The organism is Arthrobacter sp. ISL-65 (genome assembly GCF_018613795.1).
In the GTDB taxonomy this organism is placed as follows: domain Bacteria; phylum Actinomycetota; class Actinomycetes; order Actinomycetales; family Micrococcaceae; genus Arthrobacter.
This window is the reverse complement of the sequence record NZ_JAGGPN010000001.1, coordinates 44,410-61,803: the sequence shown is the minus strand read 5'-3', so window position 1 is coordinate 61,803 and position 17,394 is coordinate 44,410. Positions and strand designations below refer to the sequence as shown.

The following is a 17,394-nucleotide window of genomic DNA, read 5'->3' as shown; positions in this document are numbered from 1 at the left end:
CACCAGCTCAACCCAGGATGTCGAGATGACGTATTACCCCAAGGCCTCAGCAGCCCCGTCCGGTCCGGGCTCCTCTGCAGGAGTGTCCGCCTCCGTGAAGTTCCCGGAGATCGAAGAGCGGATCCTCAAGTACTGGGACGAGGACGGCACCTTCCAGGCAAGCATCGACCAGCGCAGCGCCGACCTTCCCGGCGGTGCCCCCGGCAGCAACGAATTCGTCTTTTACGACGGCCCGCCCTTCGCCAACGGCCTGCCGCACTACGGCCACCTGCTGACCGGCTACGCCAAGGACCTGGTGGGCCGCTACCAGACCCAGCGCGGCAAGCGCGTGGAGCGCCGCTTCGGCTGGGACACCCACGGCCTTCCCGCCGAGCTGGAAGCCATGAAGCAGCTGGGCATGACTGACAAGACCCAGATCGAGGCCATGGGCATCGACAAGTTCAACGACGCCTGCCGCGCCTCCGTGATGAAGTACGCCAACGAATGGCAGGCCTACGTCACCCGCCAGGCCCGCTGGGTGGACTTCGACAACGACTACAAGACGCTCAACGTCGAGTACATGGAGTCCGTGCTCTGGGCTTTCAAGCAGCTGCACGAGAAGGGCCTGACTTACAACGGCTACCGCGTGCTGCCGTACTGCTGGAAGGACGAGACGCCGCTGTCCAACCATGAGCTGCGCATGGATGATGACGTCTACAAGAACCGCCAGGACCAGACCGTCACGGTGACCTTCCCCGTCAAGGCGGGGGAGTCGGAACTGTCCAAGCAGTTGGCCGGAGTCCAGGCGCTCGCCTGGACCACCACCCCCTGGACGCTGCCCACCAACCTGGCGCTCGCCGTCGGGCGTTCCATCAGCTACGCCGTGCTGCCCGCCGGCCCGAACGGCGTCAAGGCCGCCTCGGCCGAGGCACCCGTCACCGGCAGCTTCCTGCTCGCCGAAGACCTGCTGGGCAGCTACGCCAAGGACCTGGGGTACGACGACGCCGCTGCCGCGGCTGCCGCTGTCAGCTCCACCCACACCGGAGCCGAGCTCGAGGAACTCACTTACGAGCCGCTCTGGCACGACTTCGCCGACACGGAAAAGTACGGCACGGAAAACGCCTGGCGCTTCCTCGTGGCGGACTACGTCACCACCACCGACGGCACCGGCATCGTCCACCAGGCCCCGGCCTACGGTGAGGATGACCAGAAGGTCTGCGAGGAAGCCGGCATCCCCGTGGTCCTGTCCGTGGACGAGGGCGCCAAGTTCCTGCACCTGTTCGCCCACGGCGACCTCCACGACATCGTCGGGCTGCAGGTCTTCGAAGCCAACAAGCCCATCACCCAGGTGCTCCGAGCCCAGGGCCGCCTGGTCCGCCAGGCCAGCTACGAGCACAGCTACCCGCACTGCTGGCGCTGCCGCAACCCCCTGATCTACCGCGCCGTCTCCTCCTGGTACGTGGAGGTCACCAAGTTCCGCGACCGGATGTCTGAACTGAACCAGGAAATCAACTGGATCCCCGGCAACGTCAAGGACGGCCAGTTCGGCAAGTGGCTCGCCAACGCCCGCGACTGGTCCATCAGCCGCAACCGCTACTGGGGCAGCCCCATCCCGGTATGGCAGTCCAGCGACCCCGAGTACCCGCGCACGGATGTGTACGGGTCGCTCGCGGACATCGAGGCCGACTTCGGCCGGCTGCCGCTGAACAAGGATGGCCAGGTGGACCTGCACCGTCCGTTCATCGACGAACTGACCCGGCCCAACCCGGACGACCCCCGCACACCCGAAGAGGGACAGTCCGTCATGCGCCGCGTGGAGGACGTGCTGGACGTCTGGTTCGACTCCGGCTCCATGCCCTACGGCCAGGTTCACTACCCGTTCGAGAACGAGGCCTGGTTCGACACCCACAACCCGGCCGACTTCATCGTGGAGTACATCGGACAGACCCGCGGCTGGTTCTACATGCTGCACATCCTGTCCACCGCGCTGTTTGACCGGCCGGCCTTCCGCAACGTCATCAGCCACGGCATCGTGCTGGGCTCGGACGGGCAGAAGATGTCCAAGAGCCTGCGCAACTACCCGGACGTCTCCGAGGTGCTGGACCGCGACGGTTCGGACGCCATGCGCTGGTTCCTCATGTCCAGCCCCATCCTGCGCGGCGGCAACCTCGTGGTCACCGAGCAGGGCATCCGCGACGGCGTGCGCCAGGTCATCCTGCCGCTGTGGAACGTGTACAGCTTCTTCACGCTGTACACGAATGCCGCTGATGGCGGGAACGGGTACGACGCCCAGCTGCGGTACGACGGCTACGCGGACACCCTGGACCAGTACCTGCTGGCAAACACCGGCGACCTTGTCCGGAACATGACCGCCCAGCTGGACACCTACGACATCTCCGGGGCCTGCGACGAACTCCGCAGCTACCTGGACATGCTCACCAACTGGTATGTCCGCCGCAGCCGCCAGCGCTTCTTCGACGAGAACGCCGACGCCTTCGACGCCCTGTACACCGCCCTGGAAGCCGTGTGCCGCGTGGCCGCCCCGCTGCTGCCGCTGGTCTCCGAGGAGATCTGGCGCGGCCTCACCGGCGGCCGCTCCGTGCACCTCGCCGACTGGCCGGACCCCGAGCTGTTCCCGTCCAACGCCGCGCTGGTCGAGGCGATGGACCGCGTGCAGCAGATCTGCTCCACCGGTTCCTCGCTGCGGAAGGCCGCCAACCTGCGCGTGCGCCTGCCGCTGCAGGAACTCACTGTCGTGGCACCCGGCGCGGATGCGCTGGGCGGTTTCGCCGCCGTCGTCGCCGACGAACTGAACCTGCGCTCGGTGCGACTGCTGGACGCCGCCACTGCCTCCCCGGAGGAGTTCGGCATCGAACAGAAGCTCGTGGTCAACGCCCGCGCGGCCGGTCCGCGCCTCGGCAAGAACGTACAGTTGGCCATCAAGGGTTCCAAGTCCGGAGACTGGTCCGTCTCCGACGCCGGTGTGGTCACCGCGGGCGGCCTTGAGCTGGAGCCCCAGGAATACACGCTGGAGACGGTGGTGGCAGAGTCCGACGGCGGTTCCGCATCTGTCGCGGTCCTCCCTGGCGGCGGCTTCGTGGTCCTCAACACCGAGGTCACCCCCGAGCTCGAGGCCGAAGGCCTGGCCCGGGACATGGTCCGAGCCATCCAGCAGGCGCGCAAGGACGCCGGGCTGAACGTCAGCGACCGGATCAGGACCAGCGTTACCGGGTCGATGGATATTGTCGAGGCCGTGAAAGCGCACGAAAACCTTGTGGTCACCGAGACGCTCACCGTAGAACTTGGCTTGTACTCGAGCGGGGACGACACCGGGCTGCAGATTACTGTCGAAAAAATGGGGGCCTGAAACATGACCGATGAATTCTCCGTGGAGAGCGTCTACGCCGAGCTGCTGAGTCGGGCGCCGGAAAACAAGATGGAGCCCCGGCTAGCGCCGCTGTTCCGCGCCATGGATGTGCTGGGGGAGCCGAACAAGGCCTACCCGATCATCCACATCACCGGGACCAACGGAAAAACGTCCACGGCCCGGATGATCGAGGCCGGCCTGCGCGCCCACGGCCTCAGCACCGGGCGCTACACCAGCCCCCACCTGTCCAAGGTCACAGAGCGGATCAGCCTGGACGGCGAGCCGGTGTCCGACGACACGTTCGTGCGCATCTGGGACGAGATCCGGCCGTACCTGCAGATCGTGGACGACGAACTCACCGCCGAGGGCCAGCCCCGGCTGACGTACTTCGAGTGCCTGACCATCCTGGCCTTCGCCGTGTTCGCCGACCAGCCGGTCAACGTGGCCATCATGGAGGTGGGCCTCGGCGGCATCACCGACGCCACCAACGTGGGCGACGGCCAGGTGTCCGTGGTGACACCCATCTCCCTCGACCACACCGACCTGCTGGGCGACACCACCGAGGACATCGCCTACGAGAAAGCCGGCATCATCAAGCCCGGCGGCTTCCTCGTCAGCGCGGCCCAGCCGCTGGATGCCGCCCAGGTCCTGCTGGAGAAGGCCAACGAGGTGCAGGTGCCGTTCCGCTTCGAAGGCGTGGAATTCGGCGTCGAATCCCGGCAGGTCGCCGTCGGCGGACAGATAGTGACCGTCCAGGGCATCGCCGGCCACTACCCGGACCTCATGGTGCCGCTGCACGGCGCCCACCAGGCCCAGAACGCGGCAGTGGCCGTGGCCGCCCTGGAGGCATTCCTTGGCGGCGGCGAGAAGGAGCTGTCCCTGGAGGTCCTGCAGGAGGCCTTCGCCACGGTCTCGTCCCCGGGCCGCCTGGAAGTCCTGCGCACAGCCCCCACCATCATCGTGGATGCCGCCCACAACCCGGATGGCATCCGTGCCTCCGCCGAGGCGATCCAGGAGGCGTTCAGCTTCAGCAAGCTGGTGCTCGTGGTGGGCGTGCTCAAGGAGAAGGACGCCGAGGAGATCCTGCGCCAGCTCAAGGAGTCACTGGGCGGCCTCGCGGAGGAATTCTGCTTCACCCAGTCCAACTCGCCGCGGGCGGTGCCCGCAGCGGAACTGGCGGAGCTCGCCGTCGACCTCGGCTTTGGCGAGGAAAACGTGCACATCGCCGAAAAGCTGGACGATGCGCTGGAGTGGGCCGTTGAACGCGCCGAAGCCAACGACGACCTCGCCGGCGGCGTGCTGGTGACCGGGTCCATCACGCTGGTGGCGGACGCCCGCATCCTGCTTGGAAAGGCAGCCGCCTGATGGCCCGGCTTACCAAGGCCCAGCGCGAATGGCGCCCCGGCATGCCCAAGAAGCGGCGGTCCACCAAGGTCATGTTCGCCTCGACGGTCCTGCTGCTGGAGGCCTTCGTGGTCTTCTTCGCCACGCTGGCTGTGTTCGGCCTGCGCCGTGCCGAGATCTCCCCGGCGCTGATCCTTTCCGTGGGCATCGGACTGAGCGTGGTGCTGATCCTCGCCTGCGCCGTGCTGTCCAGGCCGTGGGGCGTGGCGCTGGGCTGGATCCTGCAGCTGGTGCTCATCATCAGCGGCTTCGCGGAACCCCTGATGTTCCTCGTCGGTGCGCTGTTCGCCATCGCCTGGTGGTACGGCATCCGCGCCGGCATCCGGATCGACCGCGAGTCCGCGCAACGGGACCGCGAGCAGGCGGAATGGGAGGCCACGCACCCGGAGGCCGCCGGCAACGAAGGCCCCGGCCAGACCCCGTAGACTTACCGGGAAACCCACAACCAACCTCATTGGAGCAACTGTGAGCATTGAGCGCACCCTTGTCCTGGTCAAGCCGGACGGCGTCACCCGCAACCTGACCGGCGAAATCCTCAAGAGGATCGAAGCCAAGGGCTACACCCTGGCCGAACTCAAGAAGACCAACGCCAGCCGGGAGCTGCTCGAGCAGCACTACGAGGAGCACGTGGGCAAGCCGTTCTACGAGCCCCTCGTGGAGTTCATGCTCAGCGGCCCCGTGGTCGCGGCGATCTTCGAAGGCCACCGTGTGATCGAGGGCTTCCGGTCGCTGGCCGGCACCACGGACCCGACGACGGCGGCCCCCGGCACCATCCGCGGCGACTTCGGCCGCGACTGGGGCCTGAAGGTCCAGCAGAACCTCGTCCACGGCTCGGACTCGGTGGACTCGGCCGAGCGCGAAATCAAGATCTGGTTCCAGGCCTGAGCTTCCCGGCAGGTTAAGCGCGCTGGCAGGTTGAGCGCGAACGTACAGTTGTGGCCCCCCACTCGACGGAGTGGGGGGCCACAACTGTACGTTCGCGCCGTTAGAAGCCCGAGGTGCCGGCGAACACCTGGATGAACGCGAAGAAAATAGTCGCAATCACGGCTACGTAGAGCAGCGCGGTGATAATCCAGCCGGAATCGCCCAGGATGCGGGCCAGGCCTGCCGGCGCCGGAATGGCGCCGCGGACGACGTTGCGGACGGTCACCCAGACGAAGAGCGGGATCATCACTGCCCAGACAACCATGCAGAACGGGCACAGGATGTGAATCACGTACAGTGCCTGGGCCCACAGCCAGACCACGAAGATGAAGCCCAGAGTGACGCCGGCCTGCAGGCCGAGCCAGTACCAGCGGGCGAACCGGGCGCCGGCCAGCAGCCCCATGCCGGTGGTGATGATCACGGCGAAGGCCACGATTCCGATAAACATGTTGGGGAAGCCAAAGACTGAACTCTGCGGGGTCTGCATCACCTGACCGCAGGAAATCCAGGGGTTTACGTCGCAGACGGTGGCATGGTTGGGATCCTTGAGGACCTCAAGCTTTTCCAGCACCAGGATGCCCGATGCCAGCCAGCCCACAATGCCGGTGACGACCAGCAGCCAGCCGAACCGGCGGTCGCGGGTCATGGCCGGAACTGCGGCACCGGCCGAAGCCGCGGCGGGCCCGGCACCGTCCTGGGGATCCTGTTCGTAGTCCGTGCCCGTGGAAGGCGAAGTGCGTGGCATTGGATGGCGTCCTTTGTCTGGGGTGCTCCTGCCCAGATTGTATCGCCGCCAGCTTAAGGCAGCCTGTACCAGTGGCCAATGGCGGCATTGACCAGCTTTGTCACACAATTACAGCGTATTTGAACGGCGATATGAGAGAATAAACGTGGCTGGAGCGAGAACCACATTCGAACTCCAGTCCGGTGGCTTGTTCCCAAGACCGCCAATGAGCAGTGGTGCAGGCTTTGGAAAGAAGATCCAGCCTCCCGCCTTCCATTGGACGGCACCTGGTTGTGGATGTCAGAAACAACGGGTTCCAGTAACAACCCCGCCGGCCTGTCAGGCCTGCCGCACCCCACTGCCGGTGCGAGCCTGCTGGTATCCAATTGACTTCTGTCAATGCCTGCGGGTTTTGACAATATGTGCCCCAATGGGTGCCGAATGTGGCGGTACGTCAGGGGCAGGAGTGTTGCCACATATGGATAATGACCAGGTTATAGCTGTCAACGAAGAAGCGGCTGCCACCGGCGAAACCGCCGCTGAGGCCCCCAAGAAAGCCACCCGGACCCGCCGCAAGGCGTCGCCCAAGGCCACAGCAGCGGCCGCGGAGACTGCGGCGTCGGAACTGCCCGCTCCGGAAACACTGACGTCTCAAGGCGCAGCACCTGAAACTGCAGCACCTGAAACGGCAGTGCCGGAGTCGGCTGTCGGGGACGCCGCAGAAGCACCGGCCAAGACCCCGGTCCGCCGGACCCGCGCCCGGAAGAAGGTCGCCGAAGAACCGCTGCCCGCTTTTGCAGAGACCGCCGGCGCGGACGCCGAGGCTGCGGCTGTTCCGTCCGCCGAGGAACCGGCAGCCGAGTCCAAGCCGGTCCGCCGCCGCCGCACAACAAAGCCCAAGGTCACCGAGCCGGTCGAAAGCCCCGCGGAGTCCTCCGAGGTACCCGCCGCCGCAGCGGCCACTGAGTCGGCAACAACTGAGTCTGCAGTCACAGGGACGTCAGCATCGCAGGTGCCGGCGGAAGGACAGCCGGAAGAGCCCGCCAAGGCGGCTGGGGCGCGCGCTGCTGCCCCCGCGCATTCAACCGAGGCAGCCCCTGCCGCACCGGCGGCTGCACTGGAGGCCGCTGTCGAGGAAGAAGCCGAAGAAGAGGCCGCCGGGCAGTCGCCCCTGGGCTCGCTTTTCCTGGAACCGTCGTCAGTGACGTCGATTATCTTCCAGGCCCCTGACCTGAACACGGTGGTCCGTCCTGCCGTTTCCGCCGCGAAAGAGGATGCGGCCGCCGAGGACGTCGAGGACGAGCTGGAGGACGACGGCGGGCGGCGCCGGCGGCGCAGCCGCGGCCGCCGCGGCCGCAGCCGGACCGACCGTGAGATCACCGACGGCGATGAAGGCACTGAAGTTTCTGACGAGGCCGGCGAAGACGAGGGTGCGCAGCTCGAAGATGGCGTGACGTCCCGCCGTCGCCGTCGCCGCCGCCGTGGCGACCAGGATCTGGAACTGACCGGCGGGGGAGAAGACGATCCCCCCAACACGGTCACCCGCGTCCGCGCCCCCCGGACTATTAGCGAGGCGCCTGCGAGCGACCGCGTCACCAGCGTCAAGGGATCCACCCGTCTGGAGGCCAAGAAGCAGCGCCGCCGCGAATCGCGGGACACCGGCCGTCGCCGCACCGTGATCACCGAGGCCGAGTTCCTGGCTCGCCGGGAATCCGTGGACCGCCAGATGATCGTGCGGCAGCGCGACGACAGAATCCAGATCGGTGTCCTGGAAGACGGCGTCCTGGCCGAGCATTTCGTCTCCAAGACGCAGCAGGACTCCCTGATTGGCAACGTCTACCTGGGCAAGGTCCAGAACGTTCTGCCGTCCATGGAAGCTGCTTTCGTGGACATCGGGCGTGGCCGCAACGCCGTGCTGTACGCCGGCGAAGTGAACTGGGAAGCCGTGAACCTCGAAGGCAAGCAGCGCCGCATCGAGAACGCGCTGAAGTCCGGCGACTCCGTCCTGGTCCAAGTCACCAAGGATCCGGTGGGCCACAAGGGTGCGCGGCTGACCAGCCAAATCTCCCTGCCCGGCCGTTACCTCGTGTACGTCCCCGGCGGGTCCATGACCGGCATCTCCCGCAAGCTGCCCGACGTCGAACGCAACCGCCTGAAGCGAATCCTCAAGGACCGCCTCCCCGAGGATGCCGGCGTTATTGTGCGCACGGCCGCCGAGGGGGCCTCCGAGGAGGAACTGACCCACGACATCAACCGTCTCCGTGCCCAGTGGGAGGGGATTGACAGCCAGGCGAAGTCCACCAAGGTCCTCGCCCCGGAACTCCTCTACGGCGAACCGGACCTGACCATCAAGGTTGTGCGCGACGTCTTCAATGAGGACTTCTCCAAGCTGATCGTCTCCGGCGACGAAGCGTGGGACACCATTGAGGCTTACGTCACCTACGTTGCCCCGGACCTGGTGGGCCGGCTCGAAAAGTGGACCAAGGACGAGGACATCTTCTCCGCCTGGCGCATCGACGAGCAGATCCATAAGGCGCTCGACCGTAAGGTCTTCCTGCCGTCCGGCGGCTCGCTGGTCATTGACCGGACCGAGGCCATGACGGTGGTTGACGTCAACACCGGCAAGTTCACCGGCAGCGGCGGCAACCTTGAAGAGACCGTCACCAAGAATAACCTTGAAGCAGCCGAGGAAGTTGTCCGCCAGCTGCGCCTGCGCGACATCGGCGGCATCATCGTCATCGACTTCATCGACATGGTGCTGGAGTCTAACCGCGACCTGGTCCTGCGCCGCATGGTGGAATGCCTGGGCCGCGACCGGACCAAGCACCAGGTGGCCGAAGTGACGTCCCTGGGACTGGTGCAGATGACGCGCAAGCGCATGGGCACCGGCCTCCTGGAAGTCTTCGGCGAGCAGTGCGAGGCATGTGCGGGCCGGGGCGTCGTCACCCATGACGAGCCGGTAGAGCACCGACGCGCCAACACCGTGGCCGCTGAACACCACGTGCACCGTGCCGAGGTCCAGCCGCCGGCCCGTACGGAGCGGAAGCGCCGCCGGGGCAAGGGCGGACAGCCGTCTGCCGAGACTGCTCCCGCCGCCCCTGCAGCACTGCACCACCCCGAACCGTCGGAGGCGGAGCGCCACGCCAAGGCTGAGGCCACCCGCGCTGCCCTCGCCAACATCGCCGCAGCGGCCCACGCCGCACACCTGCATGAGGAAGAAGCAGCGCACAGTGCCGCAGCGTCGGGTGAGGCCGCCCGGCCCGCCGCGCCCGCTGCCGCCGCACCGGAAAGCCCCGTGGTGCACCGCGCTCCGGAAACGGAAAGCGTCTCCGGACGGCCCGGAGCAGTGCTCACCTTCGGCGGCGAGAAAGTGATTCTTCCGTTTGTCGATCACAGCGAGGAACCGGTCAAGGATGCGCCGGCCCTGACGCTGGACCGCCTGGAGGAAGCCTTCGCGCACCTCGGCGCTCTGGTTGCCCCCGCCGAAGAGGAGGAGGCCAACGACGAGGCTCCCGCGCGGGTCCGCCCGGAAAGCCAGCAGCCGGAGGGTCAGCGGGCCGAAAGCCAGTCCGCGGGTCAGTCTGCGGCACGGCAGCCGGTGGAAAGCCCCGCAGCACCGTCCCGCAGCCGCCGTCCGCGCCGAAACCGCAGTGCCAGCCGCGCCCAGGGTGCAGCCAACGAGACATCCGTGGAACACCACGAGGTTGCTCCGGCTGCCGCCGCCGGGCACTCGCACGAGGCCAAGGCACCCGAGGCAGGCAATGCGCAGACGCCCAAGGCGGTTCCGCAGCCGGCCAGTGAACCGATCATTCTGGGGGTCGGGGTACCCGCCTCAGAACTGTAGGACAAGCGGACTCTGAGCTCCCCGGACTCCGGGGTGAATGACCTCCGAGCCCACCAGTAAAAGGTCCGGCACCGCGGCTGCGGTGCCGGACCTTCCTGGTTCCGGGCATTCGTCAGCCGGCAAAGGGCAGAAGGCAGAGGGCAGCGGTCAACGGCGCCCGCGGAAGCCCGTCTCAAACGCCAAATTTGGCGCCGCGCGCCGAACGAACCGCTAGGCTGGAGGACTGACACGGGGTGCCGCGCAAGGGCCGGCTGAGATCCAAACCCGTTGAACCTGTCCGGTTAGCACCGGCGAAGGGATGTCTTCGTTGTCATCAGCTTCAGTACTGCCCGCACCCCCGGCCGCCGCCAAGTCGCTTCTGGAAACCGTTGGGCCGGCCATTCAGACCTCCCGCGACGTTCCCCGGGTCCTGGCCATCGCAGGCTCGGATCCTTCCGGCGGTGCAGGCATCCAGGCCGATCTGAAAAGCATTGCGGCCCACGGCGGCTACGGCATGGCGGCAATAACGGCCCTCACTGCGCAGAACACCACCGGCGTGTGCGGCGTGCACGTTCCGCCGGCTTCCTTCCTGTCAGCGCAACTGGACGCTGTCAGCGACGACATCCACGTGGACGCCGTGAAGATCGGCATGCTGGGCGATGAACGTGTTATCGCAGCCGTCCGCGTCTGGCTCGAAAAGGTGAAGCCCGGCGTCGTGGTTCTCGATCCGGTGATGGTGGCTACCAGCGGTGACCGCCTCCTCCAGGAGTCTGCAGAGGCAGCCCTCCGGAAACTGCTGCCTCTGGCGCACCTGATCACCCCGAACCTTCCCGAATTGGCCATGCTGCTCGGGGAAACGGAGGCCGCGGACTGGGCCGCCGCCCTTGACCAGGGCAGGCGGCTCGCGGACCAGACCGGTGCAACGGTCCTCGTCAAAGGCGGGCACCTGAACGGCTCAACCTGCCCGGACGCCCTCGTGAACACGGCCGGGCTGCTGTCGGCGGAGGTGGTTGAGGTTGCGGGCGAACGGATCAGCACGCGGAACAGCCACGGTACCGGGTGCTCGCTTTCCTCGGCCATGGCCACCGCGCAGGCGCGGCTGGGTGACTGGGAAGCGTCACTGCGAGCGGTCAAACCGTGGCTGGCCGGAGCCCTCCGCACCTCCGGGCTGCTGGAGGTCGGCGCCGGCAACGGACCGATCAACCATTTCCACCACGTGGCCCAGCCCGAGCGCAGGGGCGGGTTCGCGGAACTGCTGCGCGCCGAGACCGTTGCCGACCTTGAAGACATCTATGGCCTGGGCTTCATCCGTGGGCTTGCCGACGGCACCCTGGCGGAAAAGGAATTCGCGTACTACCTGGCACAGGACGCCATATACCTCAACGGCTACTCCCGGGTCCTGGCCAGGGCCAGTGCGCTCGCGCCAACCGAGTCCGAGCAGCTGTTCTGGGCCCGCTCCGCCCAGCAATGCCTGGAAGTTGAATCGGAACTGCACCGCAACTGGCTCAGCACGCGCACCGTGCGGACGGAGCTGGGCCCGGTCACGAAGGCTTACGTCGATCATCTGCTGGCGGCTTCGGCGGGCGGCAGTTACGCGGTGCTGGTTGCCGCGGTCCTGCCTTGCTTCTGGCTGTACGCCGAGGTGGGGGAGACCCTGCACGCCGAATATGTGGCCGCCGGAGCACAGGCCGGGCACCCGTACGCGGAGTGGCTGCGGACTTACGCCGACGAGGACTTTGCTGCCGCCACCCTGCGGGCCATCGAAATCGCCGACGACGCCGGCCGTGCCGCGTCATTGGGGGAGCGCAAAGCGATGATCGCCGCTTTCCGGCAGTCCTGCCGGTACGAGGTGGAATTCTTCGACGCGCCGAGCCGCCACAGTTGAGCGAAAGCGGGCCCGCTACCCGGTAGGATAGTGGCGCACGGCATCGGATGTCCGGAACAGCGGCCTGTGTGGCGCTTATCACGGACAACCCACCGGTGCCAGCCTCATTTGCGGCCGACGACGGAATTAGCGTATTCTAGATCTTCGGTGCTTACGCCAACACTTGGGTTATGACCCGGGATCGTCCACTCGGACATGTTCCTGGGATAGCTCACGGATTCCCCCGGGGAATCCACGGCGTTGAGGCACAGCGAGAACCAGGCCAATTTCCGGACCTGGCTTCCGCACGCAAATTTAGTAATAAACGTCGAGAGAAGTGAGTTCCCAAGTGGTGTACGCGATTGTCCGCGCAGGCGGCCGCCAAGAGAAGGTTTCCGTTGGAGACTTCGTTACCCTGAACCGCGTCGCCGGTGGAGCTGGCAGCACCATTGAGCTGCCCGCGCTGCTCCTGGTGGACGGTGACAAGGTCACCTCCGCAGCTGCGGACCTGGCCAAGGTAACTGTTACGGCTGAGATCCTCCAGGACCTCCGTGGTCCTAAGATCGTCATCCAGAAGTTCAAGAACAAGACCGGTTACAAGAAGCGCCAGGGTCACCGCCAGGAACTGACCAAGGTCAAGATCACCGGTATCAAGTAACCACTGGTTACTGTTCAGGTTTCCCGCAGTCTCAAGAATTAAAGGCAGGCATTCCAAATGGCACACAAAAAAGGCGCGAGCTCCACTCGCAACGGTCGTGACTCCAACGCCCAGTACCTCGGCGTCAAGCGCTTCGGCGGCCAGGTAGTTTCCGCTGGCGAGATCATCGTCCGCCAGCGCGGCACCCACTTCCACCCCGGTGCGGGCGTTGGCCGTGGCGGCGACGACACCCTGTTCGCCCTGCAGGCAGGCGCCGTTGAATTCGGCACGCGCCGCGGCCGTCGGGTCGTCAACATCGTTGCTGCTGCAGCTGCAGAGTAACAACAAGTTCTGAACCGGTGGAGCGGGCCATGATGGCTCGCTCCACTGTTCTTTTAACCGCATTACAATCGATTTGGACGTTCAGAACGGCCTGATCAGCAACAGAGGAGATTCAACGTGGCGAGCTTTGTAGACCGGGTAGTACTGCACGTATCCGGCGGTACCGGCGGCCACGGCTGTGTCTCCGTTCACCGTGAGAAGTTCAAGCCGCTGGGCGGGCCCGACGGCGGCAACGGCGGCAACGGTGGCGACGTCATCCTGCGCGTCGACTCGCAGACCACCACGCTGCTGGACTACCACCACGCACCCCACCGGCATGCCACCAACGGCGGCCCGGGCATGGGTGACTGGCGCGGCGGCAAGAACGGCGAAACTTTGGTCCTGCCTGTCCCCGAGGGGACCGTCGTCAAGACCAAGGACGGCAAGGTGCTTGCTGACCTCGTGGGGGAGGGCACCGAATTTGTCGCAGCGTCCGGCGGGATCGGCGGTCTGGGAAACGCCGCGCTGTCCTCGCAGAAGCGGCGGGCGCCCGGGTTCGCCCTGCTCGGCATCGAGGGTGACGCCAGCGATATTGTCCTGGAGCTGAAGTCGATCGCCGACATTGCCCTGGTAGGTTTCCCCTCCGCCGGCAAGTCCAGCCTGATCGCGGCCATGTCGGCCGCCCGCCCGAAGATCGCCGACTACCCCTTCACCACCCTCATCCCCAACCTTGGCGTGGTCCAGGCCGGCGACGTCCGTTTTACCATTGCCGACGTTCCGGGCCTCATCGAGGGTGCCAGCGAAGGCAAGGGCCTGGGCCACAACTTCCTCCGCCACGTCGAGCGCTGTGCCGCTTTGGTGCACGTTTTGGACTGCGGTACGCTGGAATCTGACCGAGATCCACTCTCCGACCTCGCAATTATCGAAACCGAGCTCGAAAAGTATGCGGTGGACATGAGCTACGCCGGCTCGGACGGCGAGGTTGTCCCGCTCAACCACCGCCCCCGGCTGGTGGCGCTTAACAAGGTGGACCTGCCGGACGGCAAGGACATGGCCGAGTTTGTCCGGCCTGAGCTTGAATCCCGTGGCTACCGGGTCTTCGAAGTTTCAGCCACGAGCCATGAGGGCCTGCGCCAGCTTGGTTTCGCCATGGCAGAGATCGTCAAGGCCGCCCGCGACAGTGTGGCAGCCACGCCGCCGAAGGTGCACGCACCGGTGCTGCGGCCCCGCGCCGTCAACGAGACCGGTTTCCGGATCCGCCGCGAGGAGAAAAACCTGGAGCCTCTGTTCCGCGTTCTGGGCGAGAAGCCCGTGCGCTGGGTCAAGCAGACGGACTTCACCAACGAGGAAGCCATTGGCTACCTTGCCGACCGCCTGGCCAAGCTCGGCGTCGAAACCGAGCTGTTCAAGCAGGGCGCCAAGCCCGGCGACACCGTGGTGATCGGCGAGGACGACGGCGTGGTGTTCGACTGGGAGCCGACCATGATGGCTGGCGCCGAGCTGCTGGCTTCGCCGCGCGGCACGGACGTCCGCTTCGCAGACATCGGCGACCGTCCCACCCGCGGCCAGAAGCGCGAGGAACAGATCGAACGGCGCGACGCGAAGGCAGCGGCACGGGCCGAGCTGGAAGCCGAACGCAAGGCCGGCATCTGGACCGAGTCCGTCAGCGCGCGCCGGGCTGCCCGGCCCCTCAAGGAGAGTGGACTGAACACCGAACATGAGGAGTGAACCCGCACACGTGACTGATACTTCCGCAATTGTCATCGAGGAACCCAAGACCGACGACCGCAGCATGCTCGCCAGGGCGCGCCGCATTGTCGTCAAAGTAGGATCGTCGTCCCTTACCAGCATCAAGGGCGGAATATCGGAGGAGGCGCTGACCGAACTTTCAGACGCGCTGGCCGCCAAGTGCAATGCGGGCACCGAGATCATCCTCGTGTCTTCCGGCGCCATCGCGGCCGGTCTCGCGCCGCTCGGCCTGGCAAAGCGTCCGCGTGACCTCGCCACACAGCAGGCCGCCGCCAGCGTGGGGCAGGGACTGCTGATGGCCCGGTATACCCATGCGTTCGCCGCCCACGGCGTCACCGTGAGCCAAGTGCTCCTCACCGCCGATGACCTCATGCGGCGCAGCCATCATCAGAATGCATTCCGGGCCCTCAACCGGCTCCTGAACCTCGGCGTCGTGCCCGTCGTCAACGAGAACGACACCGTGGCCACCCACAAGATCCGTTTCGGCGACAATGACCGCCTGTCAGCCCTCGTGGCGCACCTGGTGCGCGCCGATGCACTGGTGCTGCTGTCCGACGTCGACTCCCTGTATGACGGCCCGCCCGCCCTAGGCGCGAAGCGGATACCCCAAGTGGACGGCCCGGAGGACCTCGACGGCGTCTCCATCGGCAAGACCGGCAAGGCCGGCGTGGGCACCGGCGGCATGCAGACCAAGGTGGAGGCGGCCCTGATGGCGGCCGATTCGGGCATCCCGGCCCTCGTCACGTCCACCGCCAACGCCTCCGCCGCGCTGGCCGGCGAGGACGTCGGAACCTGGTTTACCGTCAATGGCGGACGCAAGTCCGTCCGGATGATGTGGCTCGCGCACCTCGCCCATGTGCAGGGACGGCTGATCCTTGACGACGGCGCCGTCCGGGCCGTGCGGGACAACCGTACCTCGCTGCTGCCCGCCGGCATCAAGGCTGTTGAGGGCAACTTTGAAAGCGGAGACGCCGTCGAAATGGTTTCGCTGGACGGCACGGTGATCGCCCGCGGCCTGGTGAACTACTCCGCGGCCGAACTGCCGCAGATGCTGGGACGGTCCACTGTGGAGCTGGGCGAGGCTCTGGGCCGCGGCTTCGACCGTGAAGTTGTTCACGTTGACGACCTGGTTCTGGTCTAGGCGCCGGACTCGCCTAGACTTGAATGATGACTGAGGCACTGATGAACCAAGCAGCTGAGACATCCAACGACGCTACGACGGTCCCCACCCTGCCGGAAGACAGGCAGCCCACACCGGCTGAGATCGAGTCCGCCGTGTACGCGATCGCCGACCGTTCCCGCCAGGCCGCCCGCAGCATGGGCCGCGCCAACCGGGCCTGGAAAGACAAGGCCCTGCGCGCCATCGGGGACGCCCTGCTCGCGAACAAGCAGCAGATCCTGGCCGCGAACACCAAGGACGTGGAAGCGGGCCGCGCCAACGGCACGTCCGCCGCCCTCCTGGACCGGCTGACCCTCAACGAAACCCGCATTGCCGCCCTCGCCGCCGCCCTGGAAAACCTGGCCGGTCTGCCCGATCCCGTGGGCAATGTGGTGCGCGGCCAGACCCTGCCCAACGGCCTGCGCCTGCGCCAGGTCAACGTCCCCATGGGCGTGGTTGCCGCGATTTACGAGGCTCGTCCGAACGTGACCGTGGACATCGCCGGCCTGGCCCTCAAGAGCGGCAACGCCGTGATCCTCCGCGGCGGTTCGGCAGCAGCCTTCACCAACGAAGCCCTCATCCGCGTGCTGCGCGACGCTTTGGAGTCCGTGGGCCTGCCGGCGGATGCCGTGCAGACCGTGGACCAGTTCGGCCGCGAGGGCGCCAACGTGCTCATGCGTGCCCGCGGGCGCGTGGACGTGCTGATCCCGCGCGGCGGCCGTGAACTGATCCAGACCGTCGTCAACAACTCCTCCGTGCCGGTCATCGAGACCGGCGAGGGGAACGTTCACATCTTCATCGACGAGTCAGCCAGTGAAGACATGGCGGTGGAGATCCTCCTCAACTCCAAGACGCAGCGGCCCAGCGTCTGCAACACGGTGGAGACGCTCCTCGTGCACTCCGGCTCCACGGTTCTGCCCGCGGTCGCCGCAGCCCTGAACAAAGCGGGAGTCCGGCTGCACGCCGATGACCGCGTGCGGGCAGCGCTTCCCGCTTCGGTGGAATCCCTGCCGGCAACGGAAGACGACTGGGCCACGGAGTACATGGACCTGGACCTGGCCGTGGCCATGGTGGACAGCCTGGACGACGCCGTGAAGCACATCCGCACGTGGTCGACTGGACACACCGAAGCCATCCTGACTAATGACCTGCGAAACGCAGAGCGTTTCATCGCGGAAATCGATTCCGCTGCCGTCATAGTCAACGCGTCCACGCGGTTTACCGACGGCGGCGAACTGGGCCTGGGTGCCGAGGTCGGCATTTCCACCCAGAAGCTTCACGCCCGCGGCCCGATGGGCCTGACCGAGCTGACAACCACCAAATGGATTGTCCAGGGCGAGGGCCAGGTCCGCGATTAACATCGCGGAAACCGCTCCTGACATAGCGGTAACATAGTAAAGAAGTCCGAACCGGCGGGAATCTCTCCGCCGTTGTCATCCTTTT

General features: G+C 66.3%; 12 protein-coding genes and 1 riboswitch. Of the genes, 11 read left to right on the top strand and 1 reads right to left on the bottom strand.

Annotation, left to right across the window (positions count from 1 at the left end; genetic code table 11):
* Positions 1 to 25 precede the first annotated feature (25 nt).
* From ileS to ndk, 4 genes are read left to right on the top strand one after another with little or no spacing between them, the layout of a single operon-like run.
* Entirely contained in the window at positions 26 to 3,346 is a 3,321-nt protein-coding gene (gene ileS / locus J7I85_RS00270; RefSeq protein ID WP_214845096.1) for an isoleucine--tRNA ligase, read from the top strand.
* 3 nt (positions 3,347 to 3,349) lie between these two features.
* Positions 3,350 to 4,711, top strand: coding sequence for a folylpolyglutamate synthase/dihydrofolate synthase family protein (locus tag J7I85_RS00265; protein ID WP_214845095.1), 1,362 nt, complete (start codon positions 3,350 to 3,352; stop codon positions 4,709 to 4,711).
* Positions 4,711 to 5,175, top strand: coding sequence for a DUF4233 domain-containing protein (locus J7I85_RS00260; RefSeq protein ID WP_214845094.1), 465 nt, complete (start codon positions 4,711 to 4,713; stop codon positions 5,173 to 5,175). Before J7I85_RS00265 ends, J7I85_RS00260 begins: the two co-directional genes overlap by 1 nt.
* A 40-nt stretch (positions 5,176 to 5,215) precedes the next feature.
* On the top strand, positions 5,216 to 5,635 hold the full coding sequence (gene ndk, locus J7I85_RS00255) for a nucleoside-diphosphate kinase (RefSeq protein WP_214845093.1): 420 nt from the start codon (positions 5,216 to 5,218) through the stop codon (positions 5,633 to 5,635).
* Between the two features lie 100 nt (positions 5,636 to 5,735).
* On the opposite strand, the gene J7I85_RS00250 is transcribed toward ndk, so the two are convergent.
* Positions 5,736 to 6,419 (bottom strand): vitamin K epoxide reductase family protein, encoded by a 684-nt coding sequence (locus tag J7I85_RS00250; protein WP_214845092.1) that lies wholly within the window; start codon positions 6,417 to 6,419, stop codon positions 5,736 to 5,738.
* 457 nt (positions 6,420 to 6,876) lie between these two features.
* Between J7I85_RS00250 and J7I85_RS00245 the strand changes: the two genes are divergently transcribed.
* From J7I85_RS00245 to J7I85_RS00215, 7 genes are all read left to right on the top strand, one after another.
* Complete coding sequence (locus tag J7I85_RS00245) at positions 6,877 to 10,242, top strand: Rne/Rng family ribonuclease (RefSeq protein WP_214845091.1); 3,366 nt, start codon at positions 6,877 to 6,879, stop codon at positions 10,240 to 10,242.
* A gap of 219 nt (positions 10,243 to 10,461) precedes the next feature.
* Positions 10,462 to 10,558: riboswitch (TPP riboswitch) on the top strand.
* Positions 10,541 to 12,106, top strand: a complete 1,566-nt coding sequence (thiD, locus tag J7I85_RS00240) for a bifunctional hydroxymethylpyrimidine kinase/phosphomethylpyrimidine kinase (protein WP_214845090.1) — start codon at positions 10,541 to 10,543, stop codon at positions 12,104 to 12,106. Its footprint overlaps the riboswitch before it by 18 nt.
* Positions 12,107 to 12,434: 328 nt before the next feature.
* Positions 12,435 to 12,743, top strand: a complete 309-nt coding sequence (gene rplU, locus J7I85_RS00235; RefSeq protein WP_003803420.1) for a 50S ribosomal protein L21 — start codon at positions 12,435 to 12,437, stop codon at positions 12,741 to 12,743.
* Between the two features lie 57 nt (positions 12,744 to 12,800).
* Positions 12,801 to 13,064, top strand: a complete 264-nt coding sequence (gene rpmA, locus J7I85_RS00230) for a 50S ribosomal protein L27 (protein WP_003803426.1) — start codon at positions 12,801 to 12,803, stop codon at positions 13,062 to 13,064.
* Between the two features lie 117 nt (positions 13,065 to 13,181).
* Complete coding sequence (gene obgE / locus J7I85_RS00225; RefSeq protein WP_214845089.1) at positions 13,182 to 14,771, top strand: GTPase ObgE; 1,590 nt, start codon at positions 13,182 to 13,184, stop codon at positions 14,769 to 14,771.
* Positions 14,772 to 14,835: 64 nt separating this feature from the next.
* Positions 14,836 to 15,933: a glutamate 5-kinase gene (proB, locus tag J7I85_RS00220; RefSeq protein ID WP_214845226.1), complete on the top strand. Its 1,098-nt coding sequence runs from the start codon at positions 14,836 to 14,838 to the stop codon at positions 15,931 to 15,933.
* A gap of 26 nt (positions 15,934 to 15,959) precedes the next feature.
* Positions 15,960 to 17,309, top strand: a complete 1,350-nt coding sequence (locus J7I85_RS00215; protein ID WP_214845088.1) for a glutamate-5-semialdehyde dehydrogenase — start codon at positions 15,960 to 15,962, stop codon at positions 17,307 to 17,309.
* Positions 17,310 to 17,394: the final 85 nt, after the last annotated feature.

Coding starts and splice junctions, on each gene's coding strand:
- J7I85_RS00250 (WP_214845092.1), bottom strand. CDS start 6,419: ATGCCACGCACTTCGCCTTCCACGGGCACGGACTACGAACAGGATCCC.
- thiD (WP_214845090.1), top strand. CDS start 10,541: ATGTCTTCGTTGTCATCAGCTTCAGTACTGCCCGCACCCCCGGCCGCC.
- J7I85_RS00245 (WP_214845091.1), top strand. CDS start 6,877: ATGGATAATGACCAGGTTATAGCTGTCAACGAAGAAGCGGCTGCCACC.
- J7I85_RS00215 (WP_214845088.1), top strand. CDS start 15,960: ATGACTGAGGCACTGATGAACCAAGCAGCTGAGACATCCAACGACGCT.
- ileS (WP_214845096.1), top strand. CDS start 26: ATGACGTATTACCCCAAGGCCTCAGCAGCCCCGTCCGGTCCGGGCTCC.
- proB (WP_214845226.1), top strand. CDS start 14,836: ATGCTCGCCAGGGCGCGCCGCATTGTCGTCAAAGTAGGATCGTCGTCC.
- rpmA (WP_003803426.1), top strand. CDS start 12,801: ATGGCACACAAAAAAGGCGCGAGCTCCACTCGCAACGGTCGTGACTCC.
- J7I85_RS00260 (WP_214845094.1), top strand. CDS start 4,711: ATGGCCCGGCTTACCAAGGCCCAGCGCGAATGGCGCCCCGGCATGCCC.
- J7I85_RS00265 (WP_214845095.1), top strand. CDS start 3,350: ATGACCGATGAATTCTCCGTGGAGAGCGTCTACGCCGAGCTGCTGAGT.